This window comes from Sorangium sp. So ce363 (assembly GCF_051520435.1).
Taxonomy (GTDB): Bacteria; Myxococcota_A; Polyangia; order Polyangiales; family Polyangiaceae; genus Sorangium; species Sorangium cellulosum_B.
In genome coordinates, this window is sequence record NZ_CP150333.1 from 11866319 (window position 1) to 11882132 (window position 15814).

Sequence of the window (15814 nt, forward strand, 5' to 3'; positions counted from 1 at the left end):
CGTGCTCAGCTCCTCTTTTTCGACGTGGGGCGGGACCCAGCGTCCGCGGTCCCCTTCGACGAGGGGCGGGGATCCGCGCTCGCGGTCCCCTTCGGCAACCGTCGGGCGACATTCTCGAGCTGCTTCAGCGCCTGGGTTTCGGCCTCTTGCTCGAGGACCTCACGCTTCCGGGCGGCGAAGCGCTCGTACTCGCGCTCGGCGTGAGCGTCCGCGTCCTCGCGCTTCCACTTACCCGGGCCGGGCAAGACGCTGCGCTCATTGAAGGCCAGGAAGGCGTCGAGCTTCTTCGGCCATTCGTGCACGTAGAGCTGCTTCCGCCGCTTGGTCTGGTCCTCGGCGTAGTCCAGGAACATGACCACGATGCGGTTCAGCTCGGTAATCTCGTCCTCGTTCAGGTAGTTCTTGGCAACGGTCACGTCGCCCTTGCGTACGCCCTGCCCCTTCCATGTGCGGAGGCCCATGTTCGGCTGGGTATGGTCGGCCCGCTCCTGGATGAGCTCGGGCGCGGTCTTGCCGGTGGCGGCGAAGTGCAGCTTGTTCTGCATGGTCTGGAAAAACGCGACGGTCTCGGGCGTGCCCGGCCGGTAGTCGGCCGCCAAGGCGAAGATCTCCCGCACGCGCAGGTAAACGCGCCGCTCGCTCGCCCGGATGTCTCGGATGCGCTCGAGCAGCTCGTCGAAGTGATCGGGCACGCCGGGGCCGGGCGGGTTCTTGAGCCGCTCGTCGTCCATGGTGAAGCCCTTCACCAGGTACTCGCGGAGGCGCTCGGTCGCCCACTGGCGAAACTGGGTGCCGCGAGGCGAGCGGACGCGGTAGCCGACGGCGATCACGGCGTCGAGGTGGTAGTGGCCGACCTGGTAGGTCTTGCCGTCGAGACCAGTTGTTGCGAAATACGCAACAACTGCTTTCTCATCAAGCTCTCCCTCCGCGAAGATGGCGCGGAGGTGGCGTGACACGTTGGATTTGTCGATCTGGTAGAGGGCGACCATCGCGCCCTGGGAAAGCCACAGGGTGCCATGCTCGAAGCGGCACTCGACCCGGCTCCGGCCGTCCTCCATGGGGTAGAGGATGATCTCGCCTCGGGCGGAGACGATGTCGTCGGCGGGGTCGTCAGGGTCGCGGTCGCTCACGGGGGAGGTTCCGCGAGGAGGGGGGTGACGCGGACGCGACCGGTGAGGAGGTCTTCCATGAGAGCCTGCTTGAGGAGGCGGAGCTTTTTGGCCCCTGCTTGCTCGTTAGAGATGCGCTCGTCGGCCGCTTCCAGCCGTCGTGCGATCTCTCTCTGCTCTTCATCAGAGGCCAGCGGAACCAGTAACCGTTTTAGCACATGGATTGAGATCTCGGCCCTAGTGGTTCCAACGATCGCCAACTCAAGTCGACGTTGACCGATTGGGCTGGTCATATACTGAGAAATGAATGCTGGAAGTGCCGATGGAATGAAGCGCAGTCTAGCAAGATCACGACTTATGTTGCCTTCGTACCACGCTGGAACAATGGCAACTTTACCGATGGTTCCCTTTATAGAGAGAAGTAAGTCGCTGGGGCGCACGCGACTGCGAGAGTAGTTCTTGTCGATCTGTGGTGAGGTTCGATGCAGACCGCTTCTAAAGTCGCCTTTGAGATCGCCGATCGTGAGTACAAATGGCCCCTCCGGTACATAGGGTCCGGCTTGGACGATTCCGTAGCAGATAGGTGCAGCAGTAATCGTGTCGCAGGGTAACACTTTCCAGCAATCTGGAAGCAGGCCCAATGGTGAAGCCTTGAATTGAGCGGGGTTTCGCTCGGGATCCCGAAGTTCGCCGTTCTCGTCTATGCCGCGGGTAAGCAGGTCATGCAGGAGCCCCTGCTTCATCTGCTTCAGCTTGGCGATGAGCTGCTCGGTCTTGAGGATGGCCGTGTCAACGATATTGAGGATCTGGCCAATAGTCCTCTGTTCGGGAAGGGGCGGCACCAGAGCGTCAAGCTTGGCGAAGCGATCCGCGCCCAGGTGAGCGATACTGGTGGTCTGTTTGGCAATCTTGGTAAAGTGCCCGATGTCAAGCCATCGCTTGAACATCGCGCGAGCATAGGCAATGTCTATTGCAGATCCGGCTCGAAAGCGTACGAGGGTGTTCTGGAAGCAGTAGCGATCGTCTGGACCGTCGTAGACGGCGCTTCGACCGACAAGCTCCAAGCTTTGTCCTTCGTTCAGCAGGATGTCGCCCCGACGGAGAGCATATTTCTGCTGCTCAGTGGGCGAAAAATTCATCTGTAGTACATCCGAGTAATCGATCCAGCCATCATAAACATTAGCAACTCGGAGGTACGGCACCATATTGGCGCCGCTCTCCGTTGATGGCGAGCGTTGCCGCCCCAGTTGGATCTCGCCTAGGTCTCGCACCTTGGAGATTCGCCAACCAATCGGGGCCGTGCTGTCAGGCATAACCGAGCACCCCCAAGAGGTTGCGCAGCCTATCTGAGGCGGCGTCGCGATCTCGCTCGATCTCTGTGAGTGTCACCCGATACTTGTCCCACCATCCCTCGAACGCCAAGACAACCTGCCGGCGATGGTCGGCCACATACCGACCCAGTAGGCCGTTGAGACTATCTCTCAGGATCCCGACCACCAAATCCTCGGCATCGCCAGTACCAAGCTTGCCGGTCTCCTCTTCCAGCCGGCTTACCAAGTCCCCCTCCAGCGCCCTAAGCTTCTTCTTGACCGCGCCGAGATCCTTCTTCAGCGCCTTGATCTCTTCCTCCGATTTACCCTCCTCGCCGTCATCATCCTCCTCCTCAACGGACTGCGCTGCCTTGATCTCGGCGTCCAGCTCGGCCTTGCGCACCTCGAGCCCCTTGATCTCGGCCAGGTATGCCGGCAAGAGCTTCCGGGTGAGCGGATGGTCGAGCAGATTGTCCTTCACCTCGTCATCCTCGAGCGCGACGCGGATGCTGGATGCCCACGCGTCCACCACGCCCGGGTGCCCGTGCGCCGCCGCCGTCTTGAGATCCGCCTGCACCTCCGCCCACCACATCTCGAACACGGCGGCCCGGAGATCCGCGGCAGCCGCCTTCGCCAGCCCAGTGGCCCCCTGCGCCGCGAAGAGCGGGAGATCTGCTGCTCCATCGAGCACGGTCGCCACCGCGCCGGCGGCTTGGTGCGGGGCGAGCAGCCCCGCCGGACCGACCTGCTTCTCGAAGCTCCGGATTAGCCCTGCTCGAACCTCCATGAGCTTGTTCCCCTGGAGCTGCCCGAGCTCCCGCCGCGCCTTCTTCCACCACCCCTCGACGGCGTCAGCGAGCTGCTTCTCCCGTGCAGCCATGCCTGGATCGGCGTCCAGCCGCTTCTTCAGGTCCGCCTTGTCGGTGATCCCGTCCACGAAGTCCAGGTAGCGCTCATCGCGCTCCCGGAGCAGCCGACGCGGGTCGAGCCCGTGCGCCTCGAACAGCGGCTGCTTCGTCTTCACCTCGGCCTTGGGGATACCCCCGTGCAGGTGCGCCCGCACGTCGTGAGGCTCCGGCGGCGGGGCGTTGTCGGCGTAGCGGCGGATATTGAGGTTATCGTCGTTCTCCCGGAGCTCTTCGCGACCGACCACGCGGGCGAAGCCGGGCACATCACGAAATGCCTGCCAGGCGCTGACGATTTTCTCGATGTGCTCGGGCAGGAGGCAGTTCTGCGCCCGGCCCTCGGCGTACTCGCGATCGGCGTTGATGAAGAGCACCTTGCCCCGGCGCTCCTTCGGCTTCGCGCCCGTGGCCCGCAGGACCAGGATGCAGGCCGGGATGCCGGTGCCGTAGAACAGGTTCGAGCCCAGGCCGATCACGGCGTCGAGCAGGTCGTCGTCGAGGACCCCCGCGCGGATGTCCCTCTCGGCGCCGCCGCGAAACAGCACGCCGTGGGGCATGACCGTGACCACCATGCCTGCCGGCCGCAGCACCGCGAGCATGTGCTGCACGAACATGAGGTCGGCCTTCTTTCCGCTCTCCGGGCAGAAGCCGTAGCGGAAACGCTCCTTGAAGGGCAGGTTCTTCTGATCGTAGTTCTGCGAAAAAGGCGGGTTGCTGATGACGCGGTCGAAGCGCATCAGCTCGCCGCCCTCGGTGTGGAGCGGCTCGGCCAGGGTGTCGCCGTTCCGGATGTCGGCGTCACGGATGCCGTGCAGGAGCATGTTCATCTTGGAAATGGACCACACTCCGCCGTTCGATTCCTGGCCGTACAGACGCATGTCTTTGGGGTTCTTCTGATGCTCGTCGAGGTACTCGCGGGAGAGCACGAGCATGCCGCCGGACCCGGAGCACGGGTCATAGATGTGCATGCCCTCGTCAGGCGCGGCGATGCGGACCATCATCCGGACCACGGCGCGTGGCGTGTAGAACTCGCCGCCCTTCTTGCCGGCGGAGTCGGCGAAGTCGCGGATGAGGTACTCGTACGCGGCGCCGAGGAGGTCCGGGTACTCGAAGTCCTCGTTCCGGAGCCGGATCTTCGAGAAGTGGTCGATGAGGTCGCGGAGGTTCTTGTCCGGGATCTTCGACTGGCCGACCTTGCGGGTGAAGTCGATGTGCGTGAGCACGCCGTCGAGGCTGCTGTTGTTCTCCTCGAGCGCGGCGAGCGCCTTGTTGAGCCCGTCACCCACATTGTGGTGGAGCTCGTCGCGCAGGTGCTCCCAGCGCGCGAGCGGCGGGACGTAGAAGGTCTCGGCGTAGAAGCTCGGGTGCCCCGCGCGCTTCTGCGCCTCGGCCTTGCTCCGGCCTCGGGCGCGCTCTTTCTCGCAGAGCTCTTCGAAGCGGGCGTCGAAGACATCGGCGCACCGCTTCAAGAAAAGCATCCCGAAGATGTATTCCTTGAACTCGGATGCATCCATCTTGCCGCGGAGGATGTCGGCGGCCTTGAAGAGGTGCCGTTCGAGCTGGGGCAGGGTCAGTCGGGCCATCGGGAGGTACTTCTTGTACCACCGCCGCGACTGCAGCTGGGGGCCTCAAGCGCGACGTCTGCCGTAGGCTTCCCGGTCCTGGTCGCAACGACCAGCTGCAGAAGCGGGGCCTCGTGTGCTCGACGTTCTCTTCTGCGGCTTGACTGCTCTCGCCGTTCAGCTCGCCGCAGACGAACAAGATGACGTAGGTTGTATCCGCTCGCGTCGGCGTGGCGCGAGCGCGCAACGACCGCTACTGCGATGCCCCTCCGCCGGTCTCCTTGGCTGCCGTTGCAGGTTCGCGCGCCTTCGCCGCGGCCTCGGGTTCCGCGGCTCCTGGCGCCTTTGCGGCGTCGGGGGCCGCGACCTCCGGCGCCTTCGCCGCAGCTTCTGGCGCCGCGGTCTCCGGTGTCTTCGCCGCAGCCTCCGACGCCTTGGCGGCAGGATCGAGCACCGCGGCCTCTGGCGCCTTTGCGGCGTTGGGTGCCGCGGCCTCTGGCGGCTTGGCAGCAGCCTTCGGCGCCTTTGCGGCCTTGGGTGCCGCGCCCTCCGCCGCCTTCACAGCAGCCTCCGGCACCGCGCCCTCCGCCGCCTTCGCCGCCGCCTCCGTCGCCGCGCCCTCCGCCGCCTTCGCCGGGGCCGCCTTCGCCTTCTTCTCCTTCGCGGCCTTCGCCTCGAGCGCGCCCGCCGCGATCGGCTCGCGCTTGCCGTGGCCGACCGCGCGCGGATCGCCGTACGGGAACGCCGCGCTGCCGCTCGCGTCGATCGGCTTGCGCGGGGCCTCCGGATCCGTCGCCGGGCTCGGCGGCGGCGCGATCGGCCGCGGCGCGCGCAGCCGGTTGCCAGGGCCGGCCTGGGTCCACACCTGCACGTCGCCGAGCACGCGCGTCCTGTTCGCCATCCGCCGCTGGCCGCGCGCGCCGAGCAGCTTCTCCAGGAACGTCGGGGGCGACGTCGCGCCAGGCTCCCCCTTCACCCAGCACGTGTAGTCGCCGATGCCGGTGCCCCGGAACGCCTCGCGGCAGACCGCTATCCCGAGCTCGGCCGCGATCTCGCTGAGGAGACGACCCGGCGCGGCCTCGACCGTCCTGTGCTCGTTGACGAAGGTGACCTTGGGCATCGGTGGGCAGGCAGCGTCCTGCTCCCCTGCCGCGAGCGCGTCAAGAAGCGCGGCGCGCGTCCCTCGCGTCCCTCACGCGGTGGAGCACCCGCGCGATGCCGAACAGGTTCCAGCCCGCGAAGCCCACGAACAGCGCCACGAGCGCGACCGCCCAGCGCGACGCGCGCGGCGAGCTGCCGTCGATGAGCAGCCAGGCGTCGTCCGTCACGGCCATCCCCGCCTGCTCCTCCACCTCGGCGGCCAGCCGCGCGTGCCGGATGCCCGCGCTCTTGAACGGCACGAGCCGCCCCGCGAACGTGCTCGGCGGGACGAAGCGCGGGCCCTCGAAGCCCTCCGGCACCCGGATCTCCACCCACAGCCCCGGGTTGCCCGCCACCGGCGCCAGCCGGAACGAGTCGCCCTCCGCGGCGCGCCCGTACCGGATCGCGCCGCGCGTCCCGAGCAGGCCGGCGGCCCGCACGTAACGGTTCGCGAGGTCCGCCTGCGGCCGCAGCGACGCGAGCTCTCCCACGTCCGCCGGCTGGCCCGGCGACAGCGCGTATCGCGCCTCCCCGAGGAGCGCGACGGCCATCCACAGCGCGGCGATCGCGGTCGCCGCCATCAGCGCCACCGTGACCGTGCGCTCCTGCTTCGGCGGCGACGGCAGCGCGAGCAGCTCCGGATCGGGCCCCGCCACATCGAGGCCATCGCCGCCCGGGCCGCGCGGGCCGGACGTCATGGATTCCAGGGTCGAGGTCGGGTCGGTGGGCACGCTTCGTCGAGTATATAGCCGGAGCGCCGGCCGCGGTGCACCGCCGTCTCGCCGGGTCCTCGGACGAGGGGAGGAGCGGGCTCGGGCGTGGCCGACCTGGGCCCGCAGGACACGGGCGAACGACACGCTCCCTTCGTGCGTACGCGGGCTCAGCACCAGCACACCGGGTTGCCCGTGGCCACCGAAGCCTCGAAGACCCGGCGCAGGGAGCCGAGGATCTGCTCGAAATCGGCGATGCCCAGCGCGCGCTGCGCCACGTGGAAGCCGCGCGGATACGCGGAGCGGACGCGCCCCCTGTCGTCCTGCATTCGACCGTCGGGCCAGGGAATGCACCTGCCGGGAACGGCGACCCTGGACTCGAATTCGCGTCCGGTGTCGAGGTTCCGGAGCAGCACGCGGCCGCCCTCGGGGGCCTCGGTGCGCTCGGGCTCCAGCAGGACCTGCTCGACGCGCAGGGCGCGGAACAGCTCGCGGGGCGGCGCTCCGCGGCTCCGCACGAAGAAGCCGTTCACGTCGAAGCCGAGGTGGATCTGGTCCGAGCCGCTCATGATGAAGATGCCTTCGTACTGCGGAATGAAGTCATAGAGCTCATGGCCGGTCTCGGAGTCGACCAGGAAGGCCGAGCGGACGGAGGCGACGCGCTCGGCGAACCGCGCGAGCTCTCCCAGCGCGCGCGCGCTGGCTTCGGCCGGCATCATGCCGCCGTTCGCCGCCGGCAGCTCGGCGTGAAGCGTCGGGAAGTGCTGCCAGCCGATCCGATCGAGCGCCGCCTGGAACGCCCTGAGACCTGCCCAGTTCGAGATCCACTCGGAGGCGAGCCACATGCGTGGGTGCGGGCAGCAGTCCTCCATCCATGCATAGAACGCGTCGTGCGCGTCCTGACGCTCCTCGGGGAGCGTCAGGCAGAGCTGCCCCTCTTCATCGAACGCCACGTGCTCCGCGTGCGGGGGCGGCGTCCGCGTCGTCCCGTCGAGCCAACATCTGCACACCACGGTCGCGTCCAGGCCCATTCGTGCGCCTCTTGCGTAACTCGCAGCAGCCGGCGGGATCCCCGCCGCGCGAGCGTCCGTCGGCGGGGCGCCGAGTCTAGCCCGTGCCTTCGCCCATCAGGAACCGCGCGACGCGATCGCCGAGCCGGCGCCCGGATGCGCGCCGGGGGGCGGCGCGTGGCGGCACCCCCCACGCGCCCGTGTTCCTGCCGCCGGCCCGCGAGCCTCGTACCGCCCGCCTCCGGGCGACCGGTCGCGGCCCCGCCCACCGTCCTCTCGGGCCGCCCCTGAGCTCGCCGCGCGCTCGCCCGGCCGCGGTGCAGGGGGCCGCGTCACGCGCTTGCCCGCACGCGGCGCCTTGCCTAGCCTAGCCGCGATGCCCTCGAAGAACGACAGCTCCATCGTGTGCCCGTCGTGCGGCGCGAACAACGCCTCCGTGACGGCGAGCGGGCGCTGCATCGCGTGCGGCGCCAGGATGGGCTCGCTCGCGCCTTTCCGCGACTCCGAGCTCGACCGCCACCGCCGCTACCAGCAGGAGGGCTTCTCGATCCTCTGGTGCCTCATCGCCCTCGTCCTGCAGAGCGTGCTCACCGCGGCCCTCGTCGGCGGCCTCCCCATGATCGTGCAGCAGCTCGACTTCGAGGGCTCGAACGGGATGATCGTCGCCATCCCCGTCTGGTTCATCGGCGGCGTCCTCCTCGGCATGATCTCGCCCGGAAAGACGTTCCTCGAGCCGGTCGTCGCGTCGTTCCTCGTCGCGATCCCGACCGTCTTCTACCTCCTGCACAGCCAGACCGTCCGGACGATGCCGCTGTTCATGTACGTGATCATGGCGCTCATCGGCGTGCTCTTCACGCTGATCGGCTCCTACCTCGGCGAGCGCATCCAGATGGGCCCGCCCGCGAAGCCGGCCGACTGAGGGCGCCCAGCGTGACGACGAGGCCCGGCGCGACGGGCAGCGCAGGGGCGGCCGGCGCAGCAGGGGCGGCGAAGGCGGCAGCGGCGGCGGGCGCAGCAGGGACGGCCGTCCGGCGGATCGCTGCAGTGAAGCGGATCGCCGCGGCGCTCGCCGCCGTCGCCATGGTCCAGCTGGCGCCCGGGTGCGGCCGATCGGCCGAGCAGCAGGAGGCGGACGCGCTCCTGCATGCGATCGACGTCCTCCGCGACGCCCCGAGCGAGCCGCGCGAAGCGCGCGAGGCGCTGCTCGCGGAGCTCGAGCGCCAGCCCGCATCGACGCCGCCCGCCGCGAGCGCCAAGGACACGTGCGCGCGGGCCTACCGCCTGCTGCTCGACGCGACGGCCGCGGAGGCGCGCGTCCGCGCCCTGATCGAGGCGCCCGACGGGGACGCCGGGCCCGGCGCGCTGGCGGATCTCGTCGCCGCGGACGCCAAGGTCAAGGAGAGCGCCGAGGTCATGCCGAGGTGCGCCGAGGCGCTCGCGATCCTCCGCCGCTCGGGCCGGCGCGGGATGTGACGGCCCGCATCGTCCGCGCCCGTGCCGGCGGCGTCCGCGCCGGCCGTGGCGCCCGCGCCGCGCGCCCCCGGGGAGGGGCGCCGGCCGCGCCCGCGCCCCGCGTCGCGCGGCGTTGAAGAGGGCAAGGGGATCCGCGCTCGCGGTCCCCTGTGCTAAGACCCGCCCTGCCATGTTCGACACGCTGACACGGGGCTTTCGTCAGGCCAGAAACCGCCTCGCCGGGCTCACGGAGCTCACTGCGGGCAACATCGACGCCGCGCTCCGCGAGGTAAGGCTCAGCCTGCTCGAGGCCGACGTCGAGATCGGGGTGGTCAAGGCGTTCCTTGCCCGGGTCAAGGAGGCCGCGGTCGGCCGCACCCTGGAGACGCGCGTGAAGCACGCCGGCGAGGTCCACCAGGTCTCGGCGAGCGACCACTTCATCAAGATCTGCCACGACGAGCTCGAGGCGATGATGACCCACGAGGGCGACGAGATCGCCTGGGCCGACAGCGGGCCCACGGGCATCATGATGGTCGGCCTCCAGGGCTCCGGGAAGACGACGAGCTGCGCGAAGCTCTCGCGCTACCTCGAGAAGCAGGGGAAGAAGCCGCTGCTCGTCGCGGCCGACATGCAGCGCCCCGCGGCCGTCGAGCAGCTCAAGGTCCTCGGCGAGTCGCTCAAGATCCCCGTGTTCAACGTGCCGGGCGAGTCGCCGGTCGCCATCTGCGCCGCGGCCCGCGGCGAGGCGAAGCGGCTCGGCCGCGACGTCATCATCTACGACACCGCCGGCCGCCTCGCGATCGACGAGCCGCTCATGCACGAGCTCGCGCAGATCAAGGACGCGACCAAGCCGGAGAACATCTTCCTCGTGGTCGACGCGATGATCGGCCAGGACGCCGTGAAGACGGCGCGCGGCTTCAACGAGCGGCTGTCGATCGGCGGCGTCGTGCTGACGAAGCTCGACGGCGACGCCCGCGGCGGCGCGGCGCTCAGCATCAAGGAGGTGACGGGCGCGCCCGTCCTCTTCACCGGCATCGGCGAGACGACGGACAAGTTCGAGCCGTTCCGCGCCGACGGCATGGCGAGCCGCATCCTCGGCATGGGCGACGTCGTCGGCCTCATGCAGGACTTCGAGGAGGTCGTCGACCAGAAGAAGGCCGAGAAGGACGCCGCGCGGATGCTCCAGGGCGACTTCACGCTCGAGGACTTCCTCGATCAGGTGCGGATGATCCAGAAGATGGGATCGCTGAAGGATCTCGTCGACAAGCTGCCCCTCGGCGGCATGTTCCCGGGCGGCCTGCCCCAGGACGTGAACCTCGACGACCGGGAGCTCGTCCGCATCGAGGCGATCATCCAGTCGATGACCCGCCTCGAGAAGAGCGACCCGTACGCGCTGGTCCGCGAGCCGAAGCGGGTGGAGCGCATCGCGAAGGGCTCGGGCTCGAAGCCCGAGGCGGTGAGCGAGCTCGTCCAGAAGTTCCTGTTCATGCGCCAGATGATGAGCGGCCTCGGCCAGAACATGGGCCTCATGGGCAAGATCCCCGGCATGAAGCAGATGGCCATGGCCAAGAACATGCGGGAGATGCAGAAGCAGATGATGGCCGGCGGCGGCATGCCCGGGATGGGGATGCCGGGGATGGGCTTCCCGGGGATGGGCTTCCCGGGGATGGGGATGCCCGGGATGGGCATGCCGGGCATGGGCGGCTTCCCGGGCGCCGGCGCCGGGGGCCCGAACATGACGAAGATGAAGACGCTCAGCGCCTCCGAGCGCAACGCGAAGAAGGCGCAGCGCAAGCGCGAGCGCGACGCCCGCAAGAAGGGGCGCAAGTAGCGGCGGCCGCGTGCGGGGGCCCTGCTGCCGGCGGCGCTCGTTCGACGATGCGCACGATGCGCACGCGGTCGCGCGGGCCCTGGTGATGGTCGGCGCGGTCGCTGCAGCGGCGTCGTGCTCCAGGGGTGGCGGAGGTGAGCAGGGGGCCGCGCCTGCCGGGTCGGCCGGCCGGGCGCCGGCGGCGTCCGCGGGTGTGGGCGCTGGCCGTGGCGCGGATGCGGAGGCGCGGAGGCAGCTCGCCTCCGTGAAAGAGCTCGCGGTGCGCAAGCTCGCGCCTGGCGCGGCGATCGCGATCGACGGCCGGCTCGACGAGCCGGCGTGGCATGCGGCGGCGACGACAGGCCCGTTCGTCAACGTGGGCACGGGCCGCGAGGATCGGTCGCTGCCGACGCAGGGCGAGGCGCGGCTGCTCTGGGACGACGGGTTCCTCTACGTCGGATTCGACGTCAGCGACAGGACGATCACCGGCGGGTTCCCCGAGGGCGCGCGGGATCCGCACCTCTGGGAGCGGGATACCGTCGAGGTGATGATCGATCCGGACGGCGACGGGGACAACAAGGACTACTACGAGATCCAGATCAACCCTCAGAACCTCGTCTTCGACTCGCAGTTCGACGACTACAACGCTCCACGGGGCGGCCCGAGCGGGCCTTTCGGCCATGAGGAGTGGAGCGCGGGGCTCGCGAGCGCGGTCGCGCTGCGGGGGACGCTCGACGACGGCTCGGACGAGGACCGGGGGTATGTGGTCGAGGCGAAGATCCCGTGGAGCTCGTTCACGAAGGCGAAGGCCGCGCCGCCGGCGCCGGGGGACGCGTGGCGGATGAACTTCTACGCCATGCAGAACAACGGTGGGGCGGCGTGGTCGCCCATCCTGGGGGAGGGGAACTTCCACAGGGCGCGGCGCTTCGGGCGGGTCCGGTTCGTCGCGATCGCAGTCGACTGACGTCGCGACGTCGAGCGAGCCCTCAGCGCACGGGCGGGTTACCGGAGTCGCGGAGGCTCTCGGCACCTCGTGCGATCGGCGCCGGCGCGCGAGCTCAGATCCGGGCCGTGTGGCTCGCCGTCGGGCGTGACGCGCCCTGCTGCGTGCCCGCCAGGGCGGCATCACCCATCGTGCCCGCCGTGGCGGTCGAGCGGGTCGCCGGCTCGATCGCTCGCTGGACCCGGATCCTGTTGTGCACGTCCTCGACGCCCCGCACGCCCTCGGCGGCGAGCTCGATGATGCGCTTGTGGTAGCGCTCGGGCACTGTGCCCTCGAGGATGACCTCGTTGTTCCACCTGGACCGTGACGTCGCTCACGTCGATGTCCCCGCGCTCCGCGAGCATCTCGCAGATGTCCTCCTGGATGCGCGCGTCGGAGCGCTTGTAGCCCTTCGGTCCGCGGCCGAACGCTCTGCGCACGCGGTCTCCGATCTCGCCGAGCGCGTGGCCGACGCCCTCGAGCGCCGAGCGGCCGGATTCGCGGAGCTCGTGGTTCTCACCGCGGTACGCGCCGTCGTGCCAGGCCGCATCGGGACCGTAATCGGGGCTCACGACGCGGGTCATGCCGAGGTAATAGGCGCCGCCGAGATTGAAGTTGTATGCGCTGCCCACGGCGGGAAGGGGATTGCCGCCGAAGCCGCGGCTGTGCTCGCGGCCGCCGACGTAATCGCCGCCGCGGTCGTCGTGGGGCCAGCCGCGCTCCTGGTCACCGGGACGACTGTCGCTGTTGGCGAAGCGACCGTCGCCGAGAGCGCGGCCCATGGGGTCGCGGTGCGTCGTGGGCCCAACCGTGCGAGCGTGCTCGCGGCCCCGATCGCGGTCGTCGCGCAGAGCGGCCCCGTGATCGTAGATCGGGCCCGCGCTGCGGCGCTCGCTGCGAGGATCGCCGCGCTCGGTGAAATGGCTCCGGTCGTCTCTGTAGCGCCGATCCCAGCCGTGCTCATTTCGTCCGTAGCCTGTGTCCCTGTCGAATCGATCTCGCATCCTGCGCCTCCTTTCTTCCTTGCGAGCACTGCCTTCAACACGTCTCCGCCGCGCGACAGCGCTGCGCGACAGATCGCGCCAGCCTGGTCGCGTGGATCGCGAAGATGGGTCGCGTGGGCGCCCTCTGCCACCGGGGAGAACCCTTCGTCTCGCGCCCGGGCGATCCCGAAAATCACGATTCATCGGATCAGCACAGAAGAGCTTGCCTTGAGCGCCTTTCCGCCTCTCATCGCAGAACACGGCACACCCGCCCTCCCCATCGGGGCTGGGGCGGCGCCGCGCCCCCTGGGGGCCCGGACCATCCGTCACGGGCCCAGCAAAGCCGGCCCATGCCCCGCCGGCTGCGCTAAGCTCCGCGCCCTGTGCCCGTCCTCACCGCTCACGATCTCCACAAATCCTTCGGTCCCCAGACGATCCTCGACGGCGTCTCGGTCAACATCCGCACCGGCGAGCGCGTGGGCCTGGTCGGCGTCAACGGCTCCGGCAAGAGCACGCTCGCCCGCATCCTCGCCGGGGTCGAGCAGGCCGACAGCGGCACCATCGCGCGCCGCCGCGGCGCCGAGATCGGCGTCCTCTCGCAGGATCCGGTCTTCGAGCCGACCGACACCGCGCGCGACGTGGTGCTCGCCGGGCTCTCCGCGTGGCACGCCGCCAAGGCCCGCCACGACGAGGTGAGCCGGGCGCTCGCGGCCGGCTCGGGGGACGCCGAGACGCTCCTCGCCGAGCAGGCCGAGGCCGGGGCCGACGTCGAGCGGCTCGGCGGGTGGGACATGATGCACCAGGTCGACGCCATCATCGGCCACGTCGGCGTCACCCGGCCCGACGCGCCCATGAGCGTGCTCAGCGGCGGCGATCGCAGGCGCGTCGCGCTCGCCCGCCTGCTCGTGTCGCGGCCCGCCCTCGCCGTGCTGGACGAGCCCAGCAATCACCTCGACGTCGAGACCGTCGAGTGGCTCGAGCGCTACCTCGTCGAGGAGCACCCCGGCGCGCTCCTCCTCATCACCCACGATCGCTACCTGCTCGACCGCGTCGCGGAGCGCACGCTCGAGATCGACAAGGGCAAGGTCTACAGCTACGACGGCGGCTACGAGGAGTACCTCGAGCAGAAGGCCGAGCGCCTCGCGCTCGAGGCGCGCACCGAGTCGAACCGGCAGAACTTCCTGCGCACCGAGCTCGAGTGGCTCCGGCGGCAGCCGAAGGCGCGCACCGGAAAGCAGAAGGCCCGCATCCAGCGCGCCGAGACGACCAAGAGCGCGCCGCCGCCCAAGGCGGAGCGGACCGCGCAGCTCTCGGTGGAGTCGGTGCGCACCGGCAAGACCATCCTCGAGCTGAAGAAGCTCGGCCTCTCGCTCGACGGCAAATGGCTCGTGCGCGGCCTCGACTTCACCCTGACCAAGGGCGAGCGCGTCGGCATCGTCGGCCGCAACGGCACGGGCAAGACCACGATGCTCCGCGCGATCCTCGGCCAGCTCGGCGCCGAAGGCGACGGCGCGGCCGCCGAGGGGCCCCGCATGGAAGGCGAGGTCGTGCTCGGAAAGAACTCGAGCGTCGCCTACTTCGACCAGCACAGGAGCGGGCTCGACCTCGACAAATCGATCTTCGAGAACATCGCGGGCTCGCACACGCGCGTCGAGGTCGGCGGCCGATCCATGGACGTGCGCAGCTACCTGGAGCGGTTCCTGTTCGATCCGAACAAGGCGCGGCAGCCGGTGGGCTCGCTCTCCGGCGGCGAGCGGGCGCGGGTCGCCCTGGCGAAGATGCTCACCCAGAGCGTCAACGTGATCATCCTCGACGAGCCCACGAACGATCTCGACGTGATGACCCTCGCCGCGCTCGAGGAGATGCTCATCGAGCTCGACGGCTCGGCGCTCGTCGTGACCCACGACCGCTGGTTCCTGAACCGGGTGGCGACCTCGATCCTCGCGTTCGAGGGCGACGGCCGGGTCGTGCGGTACGCGGGCAACTACGACGCCTACCGCGAGCAGCGCGCGAACGCCGCGCTCGAGACGGAGGCTGAGGCGCGGGCCGCGAAGGCCCAGGCGGCGGAGGCCCGGCCGGCGGCGGCGCCGGCGAAGGCCGCCGCGCGGGCAGGCGACAAGCCGAAGCTCACGTTCGCGGAGCGGACGGAGCTCGACGGCATCGTGGGGCGGATCGACGCGGCCGAGCAGAAGGTCGCCGAGCTCGAGGCGAAGCTCGCCGACCCGACGCTCTACGCGAGCCGCGGCGCGGACGTGGCGGGGCTGCTCTCGGAGCTCGAGCGCGCCAAGCAGGAGGCGGCGCGCCTGGTCAGCCGCTGGGAGGAGCTCGAGACGAAGCGCGAGGCCGCCGGCAAGGCCTGACCGGGCGCGACGGAGCGCGAGGCCAGCGGCAATCGGTGCAGGGGGCGCAGGGGGCGCAGGGGGCGACCTGTCTCGCACGACGACCTTGTCGGCGCGGCGCCGCCCGGCGACCATGGCCTCATGATGACCGTGTTCGAGGTGCACCTCGCCGAGGGATCCGACGGCGCCGGCCTGCTCAGCGACGAGGTCCTGAGCGAGACAGGCGCGCAGGTGATGACGCTCCAGGAAGCAGCGCTGGTCGGCTTCCAGGGCCTCCAGGCGCTCGACGGCTCCGGCAACGTCCGGCTCATCGCCGTGCGCGCGCGTGACGCCGCCTGGATCCACCGCTGCCTGGAGACCCACGGGGCCGTCGCCGGGTTCCGGGCTCACCAGGTCGACTGAGCCACATCGCCCCCGCTGCTCGACCGACCCTCCGCGCCGCCCTGGCGCGGCGTCCCCCCGCGCGCGCCTTGTCCGGAATGCCGTGGATGCCAGTCCGGCC

At 69.8% G+C, this 15814-nt stretch carries 13 protein-coding genes; 6 read left to right on the forward strand and 7 right to left on the reverse strand.

All coding sequences use genetic code 11. The features are described 5' to 3' along the window. Positions 1–5 precede the first annotated feature (5 nt). From WMF12_RS44630 to WMF12_RS44655, 6 genes are all read right to left on the reverse strand, one after another. On the reverse strand, positions 6–1130 hold the full coding sequence (locus WMF12_RS44630) for a virulence RhuM family protein (protein ID WP_437854784.1): 1125 nt from the start codon (positions 1128–1130) through the stop codon (positions 6–8). After that, positions 1127–2422, reverse strand: a complete 1296-nt coding sequence (locus tag WMF12_RS44635) for a restriction endonuclease subunit S (RefSeq protein WP_437854785.1) — start codon at positions 2420–2422, stop codon at positions 1127–1129. The genes WMF12_RS44630 and WMF12_RS44635 overlap by 4 nt, the downstream gene beginning before the upstream one ends. After that, entirely contained in the window at positions 2415–4907 is a 2493-nt protein-coding gene (locus WMF12_RS44640) for an N-6 DNA methylase (protein WP_437854786.1), read from the reverse strand. The genes WMF12_RS44635 and WMF12_RS44640 overlap by 8 nt, the downstream gene beginning before the upstream one ends. A 232-nt stretch (positions 4908–5139) precedes the next feature. Beyond that, positions 5140–6006: a hypothetical protein gene (locus WMF12_RS44645; RefSeq protein WP_437854787.1), complete on the reverse strand. Its 867-nt coding sequence runs from the start codon at positions 6004–6006 to the stop codon at positions 5140–5142. 40 nt (positions 6007–6046) lie between these two features. Next, complete coding sequence (locus WMF12_RS44650; RefSeq protein WP_437854788.1) at positions 6047–6757, reverse strand: hypothetical protein; 711 nt, start codon at positions 6755–6757, stop codon at positions 6047–6049. Positions 6758–6906: 149 nt separating this feature from the next. Continuing rightward, positions 6907–7767 carry a hypothetical protein gene (locus WMF12_RS44655; RefSeq protein WP_437854789.1) on the reverse strand — a complete coding sequence of 287 codons (861 nt, stop codon included), beginning with the start codon at positions 7765–7767 and terminating at the stop codon, positions 6907–6909. A gap of 355 nt (positions 7768–8122) precedes the next feature. Between WMF12_RS44655 and WMF12_RS44660 the strand changes: the two genes are divergently transcribed. From WMF12_RS44660 to WMF12_RS44675, 4 genes are all read left to right on the forward strand, one after another. After that, positions 8123–8665: a hypothetical protein gene (locus tag WMF12_RS44660; protein ID WP_044967211.1), complete on the forward strand. Its 543-nt coding sequence runs from the start codon at positions 8123–8125 to the stop codon at positions 8663–8665. An 11-nt stretch (positions 8666–8676) separates the two neighbouring features. Next, positions 8677–9219 (forward strand): hypothetical protein, encoded by a 543-nt coding sequence (locus WMF12_RS44665; protein ID WP_437854790.1) that lies wholly within the window; start codon positions 8677–8679, stop codon positions 9217–9219. A gap of 169 nt (positions 9220–9388) precedes the next feature. Continuing rightward, complete coding sequence (gene ffh, locus WMF12_RS44670) at positions 9389–11029, forward strand: signal recognition particle protein (RefSeq protein WP_437854791.1); 1641 nt, start codon at positions 9389–9391, stop codon at positions 11027–11029. Positions 11030–11273: 244 nt separating this feature from the next. Then, positions 11274–11972, forward strand: a complete 699-nt coding sequence (locus WMF12_RS44675; protein WP_437854792.1) for a carbohydrate-binding family 9-like protein — start codon at positions 11274–11276, stop codon at positions 11970–11972. A 94-nt stretch (positions 11973–12066) separates the two neighbouring features. On the opposite strand, the gene WMF12_RS44680 is transcribed toward WMF12_RS44675, so the two are convergent. Continuing rightward, positions 12067–12276, reverse strand: a complete 210-nt coding sequence (locus WMF12_RS44680) for a hypothetical protein (protein ID WP_437854793.1) — start codon at positions 12274–12276, stop codon at positions 12067–12069. A gap of 1080 nt (positions 12277–13356) precedes the next feature. Here WMF12_RS44680 and WMF12_RS44685 point away from each other — a divergent pair. After that, entirely contained in the window at positions 13357–15333 is a 1977-nt protein-coding gene (locus tag WMF12_RS44685) for an ABC-F family ATP-binding cassette domain-containing protein (protein ID WP_437854794.1), read from the forward strand. 120 nt (positions 15334–15453) lie between these two features. After that, on the forward strand, positions 15454–15714 hold the full coding sequence (locus WMF12_RS44690) for a hypothetical protein (protein WP_012241155.1): 261 nt from the start codon (positions 15454–15456) through the stop codon (positions 15712–15714). Positions 15715–15814: the final 100 nt, after the last annotated feature.